Origin of the sequence: Salinicola peritrichatus (assembly GCF_003206715.1) — a bacterium.
Lineage (GTDB): Bacteria > Pseudomonadota > Gammaproteobacteria > Pseudomonadales > Halomonadaceae > Salinicola > Salinicola peritrichatus.
In genome coordinates, this window is record NZ_PZJU01000008.1 from 78,022 (window position 1) to 94,736 (window position 16,715).

The 16,715-nt window shown below is 64.1% G+C and carries 17 protein-coding genes; 11 read left to right on the forward strand and 6 right to left on the reverse strand.

Going from position 1 to position 16,715, the window contains the following annotated elements; all coding sequences use genetic code 11:
- Positions 1–34 precede the first annotated feature (34 nt).
- The 4 genes from DOM57_RS04065 to DOM57_RS04080 all read right to left on the reverse strand — a co-directional run bounded on the left by DOM57_RS04065 (position 35) and on the right by DOM57_RS04080 (position 4,750).
- Entirely contained in the window at positions 35–1,705 is a 1,671-nt protein-coding gene (locus DOM57_RS04065) for a peptide ABC transporter substrate-binding protein (RefSeq protein ID WP_110647954.1), read from the reverse strand.
- Between the two features lie 62 nt (positions 1,706–1,767).
- Positions 1,768–3,126, reverse strand: coding sequence for an NAD(P)/FAD-dependent oxidoreductase (locus DOM57_RS04070; RefSeq protein ID WP_110647955.1), 1,359 nt, complete (start codon positions 3,124–3,126; stop codon positions 1,768–1,770).
- Positions 3,127–3,249: 123 nt separating this feature from the next.
- Positions 3,250–3,747, reverse strand: coding sequence for a MarR family winged helix-turn-helix transcriptional regulator (locus DOM57_RS04075; protein WP_110647956.1), 498 nt, complete (start codon positions 3,745–3,747; stop codon positions 3,250–3,252).
- Between the two features lie 106 nt (positions 3,748–3,853).
- Positions 3,854–4,750, reverse strand: a complete 897-nt coding sequence (locus DOM57_RS04080) for a LysR substrate-binding domain-containing protein (protein WP_110647957.1) — start codon at positions 4,748–4,750, stop codon at positions 3,854–3,856.
- A gap of 275 nt (positions 4,751–5,025) precedes the next feature.
- On the opposite strand from DOM57_RS04080, the gene DOM57_RS04085 reads away from it, so the two are divergent.
- The 8 genes from DOM57_RS04085 to rimI all read left to right on the forward strand — a co-directional run bounded on the left by DOM57_RS04085 (position 5,026) and on the right by rimI (position 12,287).
- Positions 5,026–5,826, forward strand: a complete 801-nt coding sequence (locus tag DOM57_RS04085; protein WP_110647958.1) for an aspartate/glutamate racemase family protein — start codon at positions 5,026–5,028, stop codon at positions 5,824–5,826.
- 52 nt (positions 5,827–5,878) lie between these two features.
- Positions 5,879–7,225, forward strand: a complete 1,347-nt coding sequence (locus DOM57_RS04090; protein ID WP_110647959.1) for a TRAP transporter large permease subunit — start codon at positions 5,879–5,881, stop codon at positions 7,223–7,225.
- 33 nt (positions 7,226–7,258) lie between these two features.
- Positions 7,259–8,539, forward strand: coding sequence for an NAD(P)/FAD-dependent oxidoreductase (locus tag DOM57_RS04095; RefSeq protein WP_110647960.1), 1,281 nt, complete (start codon positions 7,259–7,261; stop codon positions 8,537–8,539).
- Between the two features lie 194 nt (positions 8,540–8,733).
- Positions 8,734–9,120 carry a hypothetical protein gene (locus DOM57_RS04100; protein ID WP_110647961.1) on the forward strand — a complete coding sequence of 129 codons (387 nt, stop codon included), beginning with the start codon at positions 8,734–8,736 and terminating at the stop codon, positions 9,118–9,120.
- A 64-nt stretch (positions 9,121–9,184) separates the two neighbouring features.
- On the forward strand, positions 9,185–10,570 hold the full coding sequence (locus DOM57_RS04105; RefSeq protein WP_110647962.1) for an MFS transporter: 1,386 nt from the start codon (positions 9,185–9,187) through the stop codon (positions 10,568–10,570).
- A gap of 66 nt (positions 10,571–10,636) precedes the next feature.
- Positions 10,637–10,948: a BolA family protein gene (locus tag DOM57_RS04110; RefSeq protein ID WP_110647963.1), complete on the forward strand. Its 312-nt coding sequence runs from the start codon at positions 10,637–10,639 to the stop codon at positions 10,946–10,948.
- Complete coding sequence (locus DOM57_RS04115) at positions 10,945–11,772, forward strand: hypothetical protein (RefSeq protein ID WP_110647964.1); 828 nt, start codon at positions 10,945–10,947, stop codon at positions 11,770–11,772. The genes DOM57_RS04110 and DOM57_RS04115 overlap by 4 nt, the downstream gene beginning before the upstream one ends.
- A gap of 17 nt (positions 11,773–11,789) precedes the next feature.
- On the forward strand, positions 11,790–12,287 hold the full coding sequence (rimI, locus tag DOM57_RS04120; protein ID WP_110647965.1) for a ribosomal protein S18-alanine N-acetyltransferase: 498 nt from the start codon (positions 11,790–11,792) through the stop codon (positions 12,285–12,287).
- Between the two features lie 50 nt (positions 12,288–12,337).
- Here rimI and DOM57_RS04125 read toward each other — a convergent pair whose 3' ends face one another.
- Together DOM57_RS04125 and rsmD are read right to left on the reverse strand one after the other, a co-directional pair.
- The gene (locus DOM57_RS04125) at positions 12,338–12,541 is read right to left on the reverse strand and encodes a cell division protein ZapB (RefSeq protein WP_110647966.1); all 204 of its coding nucleotides are present in this window, start codon (positions 12,539–12,541) and stop codon (positions 12,338–12,340) included.
- 89 nt (positions 12,542–12,630) lie between these two features.
- A complete protein-coding gene (gene rsmD / locus DOM57_RS04130; RefSeq protein WP_110647967.1) occupies positions 12,631–13,305 on the reverse strand; it encodes a 16S rRNA (guanine(966)-N(2))-methyltransferase RsmD in 675 nt (224 codons plus the stop codon).
- A 184-nt stretch (positions 13,306–13,489) separates the two neighbouring features.
- On the opposite strand from rsmD, the gene ftsY reads away from it, so the two are divergent.
- From ftsY to ftsX, 3 genes are read left to right on the forward strand one after another with little or no spacing between them, the layout of a single operon-like run.
- Positions 13,490–14,869 (forward strand): signal recognition particle-docking protein FtsY, encoded by a 1,380-nt coding sequence (gene ftsY, locus DOM57_RS04135; RefSeq protein WP_110647968.1) that lies wholly within the window; start codon positions 13,490–13,492, stop codon positions 14,867–14,869.
- Complete coding sequence (ftsE, locus tag DOM57_RS04140; RefSeq protein WP_110647969.1) at positions 14,866–15,534, forward strand: cell division ATP-binding protein FtsE; 669 nt, start codon at positions 14,866–14,868, stop codon at positions 15,532–15,534. The genes ftsY and ftsE overlap by 4 nt, the downstream gene beginning before the upstream one ends.
- A complete protein-coding gene (gene ftsX / locus DOM57_RS04145; RefSeq protein ID WP_110647970.1) occupies positions 15,531–16,505 on the forward strand; it encodes a permease-like cell division protein FtsX in 975 nt (324 codons plus the stop codon). Before ftsE ends, ftsX begins: the two co-directional genes overlap by 4 nt.
- Positions 16,506–16,715: the final 210 nt, after the last annotated feature.

Sequence of the window (16,715 nt, forward strand, 5' to 3'; positions counted from 1 at the left end):
CCCGGACAACGGGGCGATCAGGACCTGTCTGATGTCAGGCCCAATGCCACTGGCGAACGTTCCAGGTGGTGATGCGGGTGTTGATGTTGCCCTCGTAGCCTTCGAGCCCGGTCTTGTAGCCGCGCACGTAGGCGTACTGGAACAGCGGCAGCATCGGCAGATCCTCTCGGATCGTGGCCTGGATCCGGTGGTAGATCGGTTGGCGCTTGGCCGGGTCCTGTTCGCTGGCACCCTCGGCCAGCAGCCTGTCGACATCGGCGTTCTTGTACTGGAAGGTATTTTGGCCGCCGCCGTTCTGGGCCGGGATCGAATCGGAGCGGAAGTAGTTCGACACGTCTGGATCGCTGCCGGTCAGGAAGTTGATCCCCACCACTACCGAGTCGAACTGCGACTGCATCCAGTAGTCGCCCCACATCACCGCCGGCGGGCGATTGGATATCTGCATGTCGACGCCCAGTTCCTGCCAGCTCTGCTGCACGAACTGTTGCATCTGCTCGCGTACCTGGTTGCCGGAAGTCGTGGAGTTGGTAAAGGAGAGCCTGACCCCGTCCTTCTCGCGAATGCCGTCGCCGCCGGGCTTCCAGCCGGCGTCGTCGAGCAGCTTCTTCGCCGCGTCGATATCGTAGCGATGCTGCGGCAGGTCGGCGTTGTAGTACGGCGACTCGTGCGGCATGTAGGTTTCGGTGGGGGTCGGCAGGCCATAGTAGAGCGCATCGAGAATGGTGCCCTTGTCGAGCGCTAGGTAGAGCGCCTGGCGTACGATCGGATCCTTGAACTGAGGGCGCTCCATGTTGAAGGCAATGCTCTCGACGCTGGACGAGGGCACGACCACCACCGTCTTGCCGGACAGCCCCTTGGCCTCCTGGTAGTGGTCCGGCATGATGCCCTGCATGGCGATCACGTCGATGTCGCTGGTCTTGAACTGGGTGTAGAGCACGGTGAGATCGGGAATGTAGCGAAAGACCACCTCCTCGATTCCCGCTGGCCCAGCGAAATAGTCGCTGTTGGCCTCCAGCAGGATGTGATCGCCGGCCACCCGCTCCTTCCACTTGAACGCGCCGGTACCCACCGGTGCGTTGTTGAACGGCGCCTGGTTCGGGTCATCCGATAGCAGGTGCTTTGGCACGATGAAGGTAGTGGCCAGGATCGAGGAGAACGGAGCGTAGGATTTGCTCATTTCCCAACGCAGTTCGGTCGGCGAGATCACCTCGATGTTTTGCACCAGGTCAAAGCCTGCATGGCGGCTGCTCCTGAAATCGGGGTCCACCGTCAATCGGAAGGTGAAGGCCACGTCCTCGGCGGTGAAGGGGGTGCCGTCATGCCATGTCACGCCCTCGCGCAGCTTGATGTGCCACTTGAGCCCATCCTGCGAGATACCGCCGTTGGCGACCGTTGGCACTTCCATGGCCAGTGCCGGGACGAAATCGCCCTGCGGATCGGCAAAGAACAGCGGATCGAACACATTCCAATGGATACCGTCGTCGACCTCGATATGCGGCATCAGCGGATTGAAGACGGTCGGTTCCTGGGAAAACCCGATGGTCACGCGGCCCGCAGGTGCGCCGACGTCTGCGGCCAGGGCTTGGCGTGCCAGACTCCACGGTAACAGCAGTCCGGCGCTACCTACCGCGGCCATGCCGAGAAACTGGCGCCGGTTCGGGTGAGCCAGGAACGGTTTGTCGATGGGATTGTCGTTGTCGTTCATGGTGAGATTCCTGTTGTTGTTGAGTTGTTCGATCTCGTGGGTGATTTTTCAGTATCCAGGCTTTAGGTGCCGACAGGCCGATGATCTCCAATGTCGAATCCGTTGTCCGGCCGTACCTTCGAACCGTCGGTGAATCGAGAGAAGCGGAAGGCATGGGGATCGACCAGGGGAGTGTCGTTACATACCAGATCCGACGCCAGCCGCCCGGCTCCCGGGCCGATGCCGAAACCGTGGCCGGAAAATCCGGTGGCCAGCACCAGGCCGGGCAACGACTCCACGTTCGAGATGACGGGAATGGCGTCCGGCGTCACGTCGATGCAGCCCGCCCAGCGCTGTTCGATGTTGGCATCCCGGAAGACGGGAAATGCCTCGCAGAGTTTCTCCATCGCCTCATTGGCCATACGCCGTGAAGGTGCCGGATCGAGCACCCGGTGGTACTCGAACGGAGAAGGCTCATCCAGCGCCCACTGTCTGGGAATTCTGGCTTCATCGAGGAAACGCCAGCCCAGGCGAGGCTTGAGGTTGTAGCGCTCCATCTTCAATGCTGGTAGGAAACGGCGCAGATAGCGGAAGGTGTCAGGCACGATGTCGGCAATGTTCCCGCCGCCGTTGGCGATGGTATAGCCACCATCCTGACGCTTGCGCAGGGCGAACCCGGAGGCCCACATCGCCGCTTCGGGACCGTCGAGGGGAGACGTGCGCAGGACATTGTTGATGACCTTGAGCTGTGGCAGATCCAGGCCATGGCGAGTGCAGAACAGATTCGACCAGGCACCGCCGGCCAGCACCACGGATTGGCAGCGGATGCGCCCTCGCTCGGTCACGACGCCAGCCACTCGGCCGGCTTCCGTCTCCACGCCCCTGACCGCGCACTCTGTCAACACGTGAGCACCTTTGGCACGGGCGGCTTCGGCAATGGCTGGCGCTACCTTCTGCGGCTCGGCGCGTCCATCCGCTGGCGTGAACAGGGCTCCCTTGACAGCCAACCGACAGCCAGGCATCTGCGCTTGCAGCTCCTCCCGGCTCAACATGCGACTCTCCAACCCCGTACCTGACAGATGGCGGCGCCAGCGATCATGCTCCTCGAAGGTCTTGTCATCCTCGCATCCGAACAGGATGCCGGCTCGCCGATAGCCGATGTCGCATCCAGTACGACTTTCCAGGTTTTCCCACAGCTTCAGGGTTTCCGCCATCAGCGGTACCTCACGCGGGTCTCGACGCGAAATGCGTACCCAGCCCCAGTTTCGGCTGGACTGCTCATGGCCGATGCCACCTTTCTCGCACAGCGCCACGTGCAGACCACGTTCGGCCAGTTCCAGCGCGGTCGACGTACCGATGATACCGCCCCCAACCACCACGACATCCACTTTTCTCGGCGGTTCGAGGTCCCCATGAACCGGGATCACGTGCGGGCCGGGCATGTCAGACCTCCTTGGCGCTGGCCGAGATGGAGCCTCGACCGGGTGATGGCGATGAAAAAGGCGTCGCGGTGCAGTTTGATCGACATCCTTCTGGACCCTCGCGTTGTTATTGGTCTTCAGTGGTTAAGATGCGCTCTCGCAGGGACGTGGCTCCAGTCCCACGATGCGCTGATATGATGTTCTCAGGATTCTCATCAATTGCCGTTGATCGTCGGCATCCAGATGTGAAAAGAAGTCTTCGCTTTGTGCCTTGGCAAGGCGGCGCACCTGACGCGCGACGCTCGCCCCCTGGGGGGTGATGAATAGCTGGAGTGCTCGGCGTTCCTCCGGTGCCACCTGGCGCTCGATCAGACCGGCCTTCACCAACTTGTCAACGATCCTGCCAATCTCCGCCTTGCTCTTGGTGCTGAGGTGGGCGATGACGGAGGGACGGATGCCGGGATGGGAATCGACCAGCAACAGAGTGATAACCTTGCCGGTGCCCTTGGCGACCTCCAGGCCTTCGAGGCGCTGATCCAGGTCGCGCGACAGGGCGATGGTGATCGTTCGCATATAGAAACTCAGCAGGTCTCCCAGAATATCGAGATCGACTTCCCGGGAGTGATGGGGCGCATTGCTCATCGAGCGAGGGTCTCCTAGAGGGCCGTGATCCCGTTGGTCGATGCCGGGGCGCTTGAATCGACCTTAAGACCAAATAGTATTCAAATGCAACTGTTGTGCTTGTTGCCTATCGTGGCAAGGTGTCCGCGGCCTGGATTAGCCAATCCTGGAACAGGAGCGAACGCTGCTGGTGTGATTTCCGCTCGGGACTGACTACCCAATAGGCGTGGGGAGAGCGCACGGGATCGCCGAAGGGCAAGTGGAGTTCGCCATTCTGCAGCTCGCGTTCCACGTAGTGGGCGGGCAGGACGGCGAGCCCCAGGCCGCTCACTGCCGCGCCGATCAGCATGTCGCTATCGGCGAATCGAATGCCCTGGATCGTCCCTCTATGGTTCAAGCCCGACGCGCGCAGCCATTCGAGCCACAGGCTCGGCCTGCTGGCGTTCTGCAGTGTCGGGATGCGCGAAAAATCCAGCCGATCGAGCTGCTCTTCACGCGGAATGAGTCGCGGGGAGGCGACCACGGCCAGTGTTTCCACGAACAGTTTCCGAGCCCTGGCTCCGCTCCAGACACCGGCGCCGCGCATGATGGCGATGTCGATCTGGCTCGTGCTGAAGTCAATATCGTCGCCAACGGAGTGGATCTCGATGGGAAAGTCTGGAGCCCGCTGGATGAAGTCCGCCAGGCGGGGGGCAAGCCAGCGGGAAGCGCAAGCGACCGTGGCGCCGATCATCAGCGCGGCGTCTCTCTTGCGCCCCCTGACGAGGTCGATGGACGTCTCCTCCAGTTCGTTCAGCAGGGGTTCGATCTCGTGGAAATAGGCGTTGCCGGCATCGGTCAGCACGATTCGGGAGCCCGAGCGCTCGAACAGGCGCAGGCCGAGGTGCTGCTCCAGATTGGCGATCTGTCGGCTGACACCGCTCTGGGTGACGAACAGCTCCTTCGCGGCACGGGTAAAGCTCAAATGCCGCGCGGCGGCTTCGAACGCTTGCAGGGCGGAAAGGGAAGGGAGGAAGCGCCGCATGCGGATGTGCCTTATTTTTGATTATCGTTGTCATGACTTTTAGTCATGGATAACTCAAATTTCAACGTTTCCCTTCGGCGGCGGCCTATGGCAACAATTGACCTGAATGAGAAGGAACAGGTTTCTCGGGGCGTCGGTGCTAGGGCGCTTCCGTCACCGAGTCGATCGGTCTCGCCCTGAGTTGGCGTCATCCTGTCCCTCGATTCGCCTGATATGGGCGACAACGGAACGAGGCAGGCGGTGTTCGTCACTGTCATTCGTAGGCGCACGATTGCATGCCACTCTTGCTGGAAGACCTGCATATGTCGACTCGTGGACATCCCGAAAGCGTTCTTGGCGATCCTCGTGTCGGGGGCGAATCGGTCGCGATGGGAGTGGCAGCGGGGCCGAGCCCCGCCGATGACTTCCGGCTCGGCGTCATGATGCTCGACACCCGCTTCCCGAGACCGGTCGGGGACATTGGTAATGCCGCGAGCTTCGATCACCCCGTCCGCTTCGCCAGAGTGACATCGGCAAGCGTTCCGGCCGTGGTCAATAGCTGTATCGCGGAAACGATCGTCGAAGATTTCGTCGATGCCGGCCTGCGCCTCGTCAACGATGGCGTCAGTTGCCTGGCGACCTCTTGCGGGTTCGTGTGCGCCATCCATGACCGACTGCAGGCGCGGTTGCCCGTGCCACTGGTCTCCTCGGCGTTGAATCTCGTGCCCTGGCTGCATGAGGGGTGCGCCACCGATGGCCCCATCGGTGTGCTGACCTTCGATGCCCGTGTCCTGGGTCGGGCCCACTTCGGGCGCTTCTGGCGCGATGGCCTGGTCATCCAGGGACTGGAAGCGAGCGAGACGTTCTATCCGACGATTCGCTTCGATCGAAGGTGCTGGGACCCGGCACGGGTGGAGCAGGAGGTATTCACCGCTGCAGATGCGCTCCAGCGCCGGGCTCCCGACATGCAGGCGCTGCTTCTCGAATGCACGAATCTCGCTCCGTATCGCCAGCGCTTGAGAGCGCGACTGGGCATTGCCGTTGCCGACATCCATACGGCCATTCAACGAGTGCGGTGTGGGGTGGAGCGCTTTTGAACCTCTCATGACTCTTGGCAAATGACTCTCAACAATAAAAAGGGTATTTACCATGTGGTTGGTCATTGTTCCCGTAGCAGTGCTGTTTGCGATCATTCTGCTGCCCCTGCCGCGCATCGGCGGCAACGTCATCGTCGGACTGCTTGCGGCAGCGGCTGCCGCGGCATTGTTGGGCGGGCTCGGTCCGCTGGCGGCACTCGAAGCGGCCATACTGGGCATCGACAAGTTGGCCTGGGTGATCATGCTGTCGATTTTCGGCAGCCTCTATGCCGAAGCCCAGGTGCGCCTCGGTGCGATGCAGACGGCGTTGGATGGCTTTCGCGCGCTGTTCGGACGCTCCACCGCAGGATTGGTGTGTGCGGTCATCCTGACCCTGGTTCTGAGCGGCTCTCTGCTGGGCGATGCCATTGCCGCTGCCACTGTCATCGGGTTGCTGGTGATTCCCGCCCTGGCGGCCATCGGCCTCAGCGGTGAGCGCATCGCGGTGATCATCGTCATGGGCGCAGTGATCGGCTCGGGGATGCCGCCCATCTCGCAATCCTTCTTTCTCGCCGCGTCGCTGACCGGCATCGATCCAGGCGCGATCCTGGGGCGTGCCTATCTCACCATGGGCGGTAGCGTGGTGATCGCCATGCTGGTGGGAGTGTGGCTGTGCCGACGCACCTCGTCTGCAACACTGGCGGCACCACAGCCGCTGGCGACGATCTTGAGCTCACGCTGGTGCACGCTGATACCGATGCTGGTGCTGCTGGCGATCGTGGTTGCCGCCTCGCTGGGCTTCAATCTCTTCGAGCAGACGCCCGGGCTGGCCGATGGTGTCGCTTGGTTGAGCCAGGTGCCGATCCTGCGCGGGCTGGCGTTTCGGGTGGTGCTGGCGATCATCGCTGCGTTGCTGATCAGTTTTCTGTTTCGCACGGTACGCCGCCAGGCCGTCGCGATAGTGGGCTCGGGGTTGAGCAACATCACCAAGACCGTCCAGATCCAGCTTTGTGCCGGCGTCATGGTGGGGGTGTTCTACCAGGCTGGGCTGATCGAGGTGGTGCAGCAGGCGACCGGCCACCTGGTACCGCACCTGATGGCTACCGTCGGGGGCATCGCGACGCTGGTGGTCGGCATGTTGACCGGGTCGCAAACCACGGCTCAAACCATGATCGTGAGCATGATGGCGCCAGCGCTGACCCACCTTGGGCGCGATCCCGAGGCGGTGGCGGTGGGTGCCGCCCACCTGGCGATGGCTGGCCAGTCGATGCCGCCGGTAGGGTTGACCACCTTTGTCGTCACCGGACTGGTGGGCGGTGTGATCGGTATCCGTGTCGATCCGGTCAAGACCATGCTGCTGGCGCTACCGGTGACGATCTATTTCGCGCTGGTCGGATTCGCCTTCTGGTTCATGGGATAAGGGTTTCCGAGGCACCGCATTGCAGGAGAGATCATGAGTACGCCGAATCCGGTTTCCCACCGTATCGTCGTGATCGGCGGCGGCATCGTCGGGGTCTGCAGCGCTTGCGCGCTACTCCGGGATGGACACCGCGTCACGCTCCTGGAGCCGGGCGAGCCGGGGGCGGACCAGGCGGCCAGCTACGGTAACGGCGCCTTCCTCAGTCCGGCGTCGATCGTGCCGATGTCGGTCCCCGGATTGTGGAAGAAGGTGCCGGGCTATCTGCTCGATCCACAGGGGCCGTTCACGATTCGCTGGCGTCATCTGCTGGCGCTGTCGCCCTGGCTCATTCGCTTCCTGCGGGCCGGTTGCTCGGTGACCAGGACCGCGCGAACCGCGGAGATTCTCGCTGCCTTGCTGTCCGATGCGCCGACCCGCCACCTGGCGCTCGCCCAGGCGGCGGGCCTGGCCGGTCTGATTCGTCGGGATGGGTTGCTCTACGTCTATCCCGACCGGTCGGCTTTCGAGCAGGAGGCGTTCTCCTGGCAGTTGCGGCGCGATAACGGCGTCGTCTGGGAAACGCTGGAAGGCGAACGGTTGCAGGCCTTCGAACCCACGCTCAGCCGTCGTTACACTTTTGGCGTGCTGGTCGAGAGCGGCGCGCACTGCCTCGACCCGGGGGCATACGTGCGCGGCCTGGCGCAGTGGGCGCGGAAACAGGGGGCGATACTGGTCGAGGCACGGGCCGAAGGATTCGATGTTGCCGGGGGACGCCTGCGGCATGTGCTGACGGACCGGGGGCCGGTCGCTTGCGAAGGCGCGGTGATCGCGGCCGGCATCCACTCGAAGCGACTCGCCGCGCAGGCGGGGGATCCGGTGTGCCTGGAGAGCGAACGCGGCTATCACGTACAGATCGCACATCCCGCCGCGGCGCCACGCATCCCGGTGATGCCGGGCGACGGCAAGATGGCCAACACGATGACGCGCGGCGGCCTGCGTGCCTCGGGCCAGGTGGAACTTGCCAGCGTCGATACGCCGCCCGACTGGAAGCGGGCGGACGTCCTGCTCTCCCATCTGCTTGCCACCTATCCGGGATTGGCCGGGGATCCCGCGCGGCTGCAGGTTTCCCGCTGGCAGGGCCACCGTCCTTCGACGCCCGACGGGCTGCCGGTCATCGGCCCTGCCAGCGTGACGCCCGATATCGTGCATGCTTTCGGTCACGGGCATATCGGCGTCGCCTCCGCGCCGATGACGAGCGAACTGGTCGCCAGTCTCTTCGGCGGCAGAACGTCCCCGCTAGATATCTCTCCTTTCGCCGCGACGCGATTCCGCTAGCGGCGCAAAGGCGCCTTGCGCTCGTTCCCTGCCGGTTGAACTCTCCCTTGGTAAGGAGCGCGGGGGAATCTTGCGCGGCACAGGGAGCGACTATCTGTCGGCAGCACTTGGTTCGGCGGGCCGCTGCGCCCATAATGGCTGCGTTTCGACATTCCCGTGACTCCAGGCCGGTTCCTACGCAAGGGGTAACACCGATGAAACTGCTCAATCGTTCGGCGCTGAGCGTCAAGCCCACCCAGGCCTTCGTCGACTGGGTCAATTCGCTGGAGCCGACCGTCGGTGAAGACGATCTGACCCTAGACGATATCGCCGGCGAAAACACCGTCTATCTGATCCCCGAGATGGATACGCCGGAGGCGCTGTTCGCCTATGTCGAGGAGCGCTATGTCGATATCCTCGAGAGCGAACTGCGTGCCTGGGAGGAGGATGAACGCCAGTGGCCAGAGACGCTCGACTGGTCCTTGTTCAACGAGTTTCTCGCCCTCGAACACAGTTATCTGGTGGTGGATCTCGACGACGAGGCGGAGCTGGAGACCTCGGAGGTCGACGATGAGCTGTTGATGGAAACCGACGAGGAGTGATGGTGCTTTCGATCCCGGCTCGACATCGCGTGATACGTTATCTGACGAGGATGCTTGGCGTCGCATGTTGAGGCGTTTGTTCGAGGAGCGCGAGGGGGACGACGGTCTACCCGGGCGTGAACGCAAGCTGGCGCTGCTGGCGATGATTACCGGCACGCAACTGGCGGTGCTCGACAATGGTATCGTCAACATTGCCTTGCCGACGCTCGCCGATCAGCTATCGATCAGTGGCTCGGAATCCATCTGGATCGCCAACGTCTATCAACTGACCACGGCGGCGCTGCTGCTGACCTGCGCCGCCCTGAGTCGTCGCCTGGGGCGCCATCGGCTCTACATCGGAGGCTTGGCGGTATTCACCGTGGCATCGCTGGGTTGCGCGCTGGCACGCTCGTTCGAGTTTCTGCTGGTGATGCGGGGGCTGCAGGCCGTGGGGGCCGCCGCCATGCTCAGTATCGGGCCATCGCTCTATCGGATCATCTTTCCTACCCGGCTGTTGGGATCGGCGATCGGCTTGAGTGCCTTGACCGTCGCTTTCGGTATTGCCGCCGGTCCCTCGCTGGGCGGCCTGATCCTGCATGTCGCGAGCTGGCCGTGGCTGTTCGCGATCAACGTGCCGATCGGTCTGCTGGCGCTGACGCTGGGCATTCGTTCGCTGCCCCGCGAGAAGCCTCACCCGGGAATGATCGATATCTGGGGGGCGCTGCTGTCGATCGTCATGCTCAGCGGCAGCGTGTTCGCGCTCGACCAGTTCGGCCATGGCAAGGGGGGGCTATCGGCGGGACTGACCCTGACGGTCAGTCTCGCTTGCCTCGCCGGCTTCATCTATCGGCAGCGTCGTGTCGCCAGGCCGCTGGTGCCGTTGGCGCTGTTCGAGGAACCACGGTTCTCGTTCGCCGCCACGGTATCGATGTTCGCCTTTCTCGCCCAGGGCGTGGCGTTCGTGGGGTTGCCCTTTCTCTATCAGACGACGATGGGCGTTTCGCCGATCGCCTCGGCAATGTTGTTCACGCCCTGGCCGCTGGCCATCATGGTGATCGGGCCGCTGGCGGGACGGCTGGCGGACAAGGCCAATCCGGCGCTGATCAGTTCGACCGGGCTGGGGCTCTTTTTGCTGGGCATGCTGGCGTTGACCGGGCTTGGGGCCGACTCCAGCTATGTCGACGTGATCTGGCGCACGGCGCTGTGCGGTATCGGTTACGGCCTGTTCCAGGCACCCAATAACCGCGAGATGATCGGCAGCGTGTCGGTGGATCTGAGCGCCAATGCGTCCGGCGTTCTGGCTTCGGTGCGCACCTTCGGGCAGTCGCTGGGAACGGCCTCCGTCGGCCTGATATTGGGGCTCTCCTTCGGCTCGCTGAGGCTATCGTTGTGGCTGGGGTGCATCTCGGTGGTGTTGGCGCTGGCGCTGAGCCTTTATCGGATACCGATGGCGGCTACGCGTCGACGCTGAGATCTTGCCGTCGCTCCACGCAGTGCAAGACGTTACAATGACCCGATTGGCACAGGAGGAGCTGTCATGAGTGTTCAGGCACGTATCGAAGAGAAGCTCACGGCTCTCGAACCGCTCCATGTGACGGTCGAGAACGAAAGCCACATGCACCATGTGCCGCCCAATTCCGAAACGCATTTCAAGGTCACCCTGGTTTCCGAACGGTTCGAGGGGCTGATGCCGGTCAAGCGTCATCAGCTGATCTACGCGACGCTGGCCGATGAACTCGCCGGGCCGGTCCATGCGCTGGCACTCCACCTCTATACCCCTCGGCAATGGGCGGCGCGTGGCGAAAGCCGACCGGATTCGCCCAGTTGCCGGGGCGGAGGCGGCCGGTGATCGGCGATCCCCAGCGACTGCAGTATCTCGAGGCCATGGGCATTCCCGCCTGGGTCTCGCGCTACCGCTTCGTCAACGCCCGGCCGACCGAGCAGGGTGAATGGCAGCTGCCGGCCAAATCCGAGAAAGCCGCGCCAGGGCAGCGTCTCCAAGCGCTGCTCGAAACACCGGTCGAGGCCGGCGGGCGTGCGTCTGCCGAGCCGAGGCGTGAGGGTCCGGCGCCCGCGGCGCGAGCGCGAGCCTTGCTCGACGGCGACGGCGAATCCCCGGGCGCTGCCGAGTCGACCCGGCCGACACGCGCGCCTTCCTCCGAGCCGAACGAGGTTGCCGCACCGGAGCCGGTTGCGACAACCGCGCCACTGCGTTTCACGCTCTCGCTGGCGGTGCTGGAAAAGCGCTGGTGGCTGTTGTTGCCTGGCGAGCATGTGCTGTCGGCGTCCGCACAGAAATTGTTGCGTCAATTGCTGCGCGCGGCCGGTCTGCCTTCGAAGTGGTCGCCGCTCGCCACGCTGTCGTGGCCATTGATCGAGACGCCGGTGAGCGATCCGGCCGGCGAGGCACGCGAGGGCATCCAGGTATTCTGCGCCGGTCAGGCGCTGCGTAACCAGCTCGCGATCGACGGTGCCCTCGTGATCGGCGATAGCGAGCCCTGGACGTCGCTACTGACTGAAGACGCCGACGCGTTCGACTTCCCTTGCCATCACTGGCCGCATCCGGAGGCACTGCTCGTTTCCGCCAAGGCCAAGCGGGAGTGTTGGCCGTTACTGCACGCCTGTGGCCGGGCTTGGCAAGAACGTGCGACCACAACCGCTAGGTCCCTCTGATCCGCGAACATGACGCCATGTCCACGACTTGCCCGGCATTTGACCCGCCGCCACGCCGACTCGATTCGCGCGATCTGTCGAGGCTGATCGCGTTCGAAGCGATGGCCAATGACGACGCCTGGTCGGAAGCCCTGCTGAGCGCGGCGCTGACCGATGACACGCATGAAGTCTGGGGAGTTTCGGCGGAGGAGGGAAGCGCGCTGCGCGCCGTCGCCGTGATCGCCTATCTGCCGTTTGACGCCGAACTGCAATCGATCAGCGTGCTGCCCGAGAGTCGACGGCAGGGGCTGGCCCGGGGCCTGCTGGCTTGGTTGTCGCATCACGCGCGGCGGCGTGGTGCGGAGAAGCTGCTGCTGGAGGTCAGAGAGTCCAATCGTGCGGCGCGTAGGCTCTACGCGCGCGCCGGTTTCGCTGTCGATGGTCAGCGTCGCGGCTATTATCGACGACCCGACGGCAGTAGCGAGGACGCGGTACTGATGTCGCTCGCGTTGAATGACGACATGGCGAACCGCTGAAATGCGACGGCCAGCGGTCGCGAAGGCCGCCGGCCGTTGGGGACTGTCGGTTAGACGTCGGAGCCGCTACCGGCCTCGTCGAGCGACTGCAGTTTGTCGAGCAGGCCGCCGAGGCGCTGTTCCCACTCCTCGCGCTCCTGGCGGAAACGCGAATTCTCCGCCTTGAGCTCTTCGTTCTCCATCTTCAGCATCTCGATGCTGTCGACGGCATTCTGAATCTTCTGCTCGAGCTGGGCGAAGATCTCTCCGTTCATGACTCTCTCCTTGAAACCATCTAGTGACCGGGTTGGCCGCCAGCCTACGTGGCGTTGGTGTCGACGACAAGCGTCTCAAAGCGGCGACGTCAATCGACCGCCGGCGTGCGCCGGAACAGCCGACCATGGCTGTCGCCGGCGACGATTTCCCGATGAAGCTGCCAGCCTGTCGGTGGCTGCCAGGCGAGCTCGTGCTCGCTCTCGACGTAGATCAGCGCATCGGGAGCCAGCCAGCCGGCGCTTTCCAACCGCTCGCAGGTGGTCGCGGCCAGTCCCCTGCGAAATGGCGGATCGAGGAATACCAGATCGAATGGCACCGGCGTGCTTGCCAAGTAGCGGGCCACGTCGGCGTTCAATACTCTGGTTTCCACTGCTTTGGTCTCCACCGCCCGGGTCTCCACTGCATCGGCCTCGATGTCCAGTAGCCGCAGGTTGGCTTCGAGTGCTCCGGCCACTGCGGGGGACATCTCGACGAAGGTGACCTGAGCGGCCCCGCGCGAGAGTGCCTCCAAGCCCAGGGCGCCGGTGCCGGCATAGAGATCGAGCACGCGCCTGCCGGCAAGTTCGAACGCCAGCCAGTTGAACAGCGTCTCGCGTACCCGGTCCGGTGTCGGACGAAGCCCCGGGCTGTCCAGGATCGGCAACTTGCGGCGCCGGAACCTGCCGCCGATCAGGCGCAGCTGGCCGCTGCCATGGTGGGTTGCGTGGCGGCCATCGGCGGTATCGCCTCGGGATCTTGGGTGGCGGGAGCGGCGTCGATTCATGGCGGGCAATTGTACCCCCGCATCCCTCGCGGTGATAGGATGGGATGAGGGTCTGTTGCCGTTTCACGCAGCAACGCGGTTCGCGCTGAAACGGCAACAGACCCTGGTTATCGATATTCTCCGAAGCCGTTCCGACGGGCGCTGACGTAGCGTCACGTTGCGGCTGTCAGCAGTGAAGTCATCCATGTTCGGACTATTCAAGAGTCGCAAGAAACAGCAGCAGGAGCAGGAAGAGGCGCGTCGCCGCGAGGCGGAAGCCGAAGTAGCCGGCGCCGGCGAAACGGCTGAGAAATCGCCGGCCGGGACTGACGCGGCAGAGCCCGGCGAAGCCTCTGCGTCGGACACCGCGACTGTCACCACGGAGACGCCCGCCGGCAACACCGAGCCGGGCACCGCCGAGGTCGAGGAACCCGCGACGCAGGATCCGGAGAAACCGGAGCCGGTGGTCTACGACCCCGAGCCGGTCGAGGAAGCCGCTGCGCAAGAGGCGTTGAGCGAGCCGCTGGCGGAGGAAACCGCCGAGTCCGCCGTGCACGAGGTACCGGCCGAATCGACGCGTGAAACGGCGCTGGCCACCGACGTCACGCCGCCGGCTCCGCAAGAGAAACCCAAGGGCGGCTGGCTGGCGCGGGTACGTGCCGGTCTGGGCCGGACCCGCGCCAATCTGACCGATGGGATCGCCGATCTGCTGCTCGGCAAGAAGCAGATCGACGACGATCTGATGGAGGATCTCGAAACCCAACTGCTGTTGGCGGACGTGGGGATCGAGGCCACCAGCGAGATCATCGAACGGCTCACCGAGCGGATCTCGCGCAAGGAACTCGCCGATGCCGATGCGCTCTACCGGGCGCTGCAGGAAGAGCTCGCGACACTGCTGGAGCCGGTCTCCCGGCCGTTGACGCTGCCGCCCAAGGGGCAGGGACCGTTCGTGATCCTGATGGTCGGCGTCAACGGCGTCGGCAAGACCACCACCATCGGCAAGCTGACCCAGCGCTTCCAGGACGAAGGCCGCAGCGTGATGCTGGCTGCCGGCGACACCTTCCGCGCCGCGGCGGTGGAGCAGCTCAAGGTCTGGGGCGAGCGCAACCGGGTGCCGGTGATTGCCCAGCACACCGGCGCCGACAGCGCCTCGGTGATCTACGATGCCCTCGCCGCCGCGCGCGCGCGCAAGGTCGACGTGCTGATCGCCGATACCGCCGGGCGCCTGCACAACAAGAGCCACCTGATGGAGGAGCTCAAGAAGGTGCAGCGGGTCATGGCCAAGCTCGACGCCGGAGCGCCGCACGAAGTGATGCTGGTGCTCGACGCCGGAACCGGACAGAACGCGCTTTCCCAGGCCACGACCTTCGACGAGGCGATCCCGGTCACCGGGATCACCCTGACCAAGCTCGACGGCACCGCCAAGGGTGGCATCATCTTCGCGCTGGCCAAGAAGATGGGGACGCCGATCCGTTTCATCGGGGTCGGCGAATCCCTGGATGACCTGCGCCCGTTCGATGCCGACACCTTCGTCAAGGCGTTGTTCGACAGCGACGCCGGCCGGGACGGCGACGCCGATTCATGATTGCGTTCGAGCACGTCGGCAAGCGCTACGGTGGGCGCTTCGAGGCGCTTGCCGACATCAATTTCCGCGTCGGCCGGGGCGAGATGGTCTTCCTCACCGGTCACTCCGGTGCCGGCAAGAGTTCGCTGCTGCGTCTGATCATGCGTCTCGAGCGGCCCTCCCGTGGGCGGGTGCTCGTCGCCGGACATGACCTCGATCGGTTGCATATCAGTCAGGTGCCGTATTACCGGCGCCAGATCGGCGTGGTGTTCCAGGACCACCAACTGCTGTTCGACCGCGATATCTTCTCCAACGTGGCGCTACCGCTGACCATTCAAGGCATCGAGCCGGTGGATGCGGCGCGGCGCGTGCGCGCCGCGCTCGACAAGGTCGGCCTGCTGCACCGCGAGCGGGCCTTGCCGATAGAGCTTTCCACCGGCGAGCAGCAACGCGTGGGTATTGCCCGGGCCGTGGTCAACAAGCCGGCGCTGCTGCTCGCCGACGAGCCGACCGGTAATCTCGATCCTCAATTGTCGACCGATATCATGCGCTTGTTCGAGGACTTCAACCGCATCGGGACCACGGTCATGGTGGCGAGCCACGACCTGGCCCTGATCGCGCGCCTGCGTCATCGCGTGCTCGAGTTGCGCGAAGGACGCCTGGTCAACGACGAGGTGGCGGCATGAGTCAACGCCAGGAGGCGACACGCCGCGGGGCCCGCAAGCCGCAGCGGCGCGCTGGTGGCGGCGGTCGGGCCTGGCTGCGCCATCACCGTGCCATGCTCGGCGACAGTGCGCTGCGACTGATCAAGCGCCCGGTCGCGACGCTGTTGACCATGTTGGCGATCGCCATCGCCCTGATCCTGCCCGCCGGGCTATGGCTGGCGCTGGACAGTGCACGCTTGCTCGATGCCGAACTCGACGAGAGCGCCACGCTGACGGTCTATTTCGATGCCGGCGTCGATGAATCCGGGGCGATGACGCTGGCCGGTCAGATCGGCAGCCAGCCGGGCGTGGCCGGTACGCGCCTGATTACCGCCGCCGAAGGGCTGGCGGAATTTCAGCAGACCCTGGGCGTCGACGACGCGCTGACCCAGCTCGAGGACAATCCGCTGCCGGCGAGTGTCGTGGTGACGCCGGAAAACCCCGACCCCGCCGAGGTTCAGGCCTTGAGCCAGCAGCTGCAGAAACTCGACGGCGTCGATGAGGTGCGCCTGGACCTGGCCTGGCTCGATCGCCTTCAGCAGTTGGCCGAAGTCGGTCAGCGCGTCGCCTTGGCCCTGGCATTGCTGTTCGGTCTCGGCGTATTGCTGGTGGTCGGCAACACCGTGCGTCTGGCGGTGGAGAGCCGGCGACAGGAGATCGAAGTGGTGACGTTGATCGGCGCGACACATGCCTTCGTGCGGCGACCCTTTCTCTACAGCGGTGCCTGGTATGGCCTGGGCGGCGGTATCCTGGCCCTGGCGATCCTGGCCCTTGGCGGGAACTGGCTGGCCGCGCCGGTGGCGGCGCTGGCGCAGAGTTACGGTGCCCACTTCGCGCTGCCATCGCTGGGCTTGACGAATTCGGCTTTTCTGCTGTTCTTTAGTACACTATTGGGCTGGTTGGGAGCATGGCTGGCCGTTGGGCGTCATCTGGCCGACATCAAGCCTCGTTAGGCTTGGCGAGGCAGTTTCATCCGGGTATTGAATTGTCGGTTTGTCATCGATCGATATCCGCCGTGCTGTTCGGTCGAACTGGCCCCGACCATTGAACTTTTGTCTAAACTTGGGGTCGTATAGATAACCTCACCGACAGGCAGAACAACCTGTTGCGGTGCGTGGCCAAACAAAAGCAAGGGATCGAGCGCAGCTCTCCCTGTTCCCGCA

Coding starts and splice junctions, on each gene's coding strand:
- DOM57_RS04085 (WP_110647958.1), top strand. CDS start 5,026: ATGCCACTCTTGCTGGAAGACCTGCATATGTCGACTCGTGGACATCCC.
- DOM57_RS04070 (WP_110647955.1), bottom strand. CDS start 3,126: ATGCCCGGCCCGCACGTGATCCCGGTTCATGGGGACCTCGAACCGCCG.
- DOM57_RS04080 (WP_110647957.1), bottom strand. CDS start 4,750: ATGCGGCGCTTCCTCCCTTCCCTTTCCGCCCTGCAAGCGTTCGAAGCC.
- DOM57_RS04100 (WP_110647961.1), top strand. CDS start 8,734: ATGAAACTGCTCAATCGTTCGGCGCTGAGCGTCAAGCCCACCCAGGCC.
- ftsX (WP_110647970.1), top strand. CDS start 15,531: ATGAGTCAACGCCAGGAGGCGACACGCCGCGGGGCCCGCAAGCCGCAG.
- DOM57_RS04105 (WP_110647962.1), top strand. CDS start 9,185: ATGTTGAGGCGTTTGTTCGAGGAGCGCGAGGGGGACGACGGTCTACCC.
- ftsE (WP_110647969.1), top strand. CDS start 14,866: ATGATTGCGTTCGAGCACGTCGGCAAGCGCTACGGTGGGCGCTTCGAG.
- rsmD (WP_110647967.1), bottom strand. CDS start 13,305: ATGAATCGACGCCGCTCCCGCCACCCAAGATCCCGAGGCGATACCGCC.
- ftsY (WP_110647968.1), top strand. CDS start 13,490: ATGTTCGGACTATTCAAGAGTCGCAAGAAACAGCAGCAGGAGCAGGAA.
- DOM57_RS04075 (WP_110647956.1), bottom strand. CDS start 3,747: ATGAGCAATGCGCCCCATCACTCCCGGGAAGTCGATCTCGATATTCTG.
- DOM57_RS04125 (WP_110647966.1), bottom strand. CDS start 12,541: ATGAACGGAGAGATCTTCGCCCAGCTCGAGCAGAAGATTCAGAATGCC.
- rimI (WP_110647965.1), top strand. CDS start 11,790: ATGTCCACGACTTGCCCGGCATTTGACCCGCCGCCACGCCGACTCGAT.
- DOM57_RS04090 (WP_110647959.1), top strand. CDS start 5,879: ATGTGGTTGGTCATTGTTCCCGTAGCAGTGCTGTTTGCGATCATTCTG.
- DOM57_RS04065 (WP_110647954.1), bottom strand. CDS start 1,705: ATGAACGACAACGACAATCCCATCGACAAACCGTTCCTGGCTCACCCG.
- DOM57_RS04110 (WP_110647963.1), top strand. CDS start 10,637: ATGAGTGTTCAGGCACGTATCGAAGAGAAGCTCACGGCTCTCGAACCG.
- DOM57_RS04095 (WP_110647960.1), top strand. CDS start 7,259: ATGAGTACGCCGAATCCGGTTTCCCACCGTATCGTCGTGATCGGCGGC.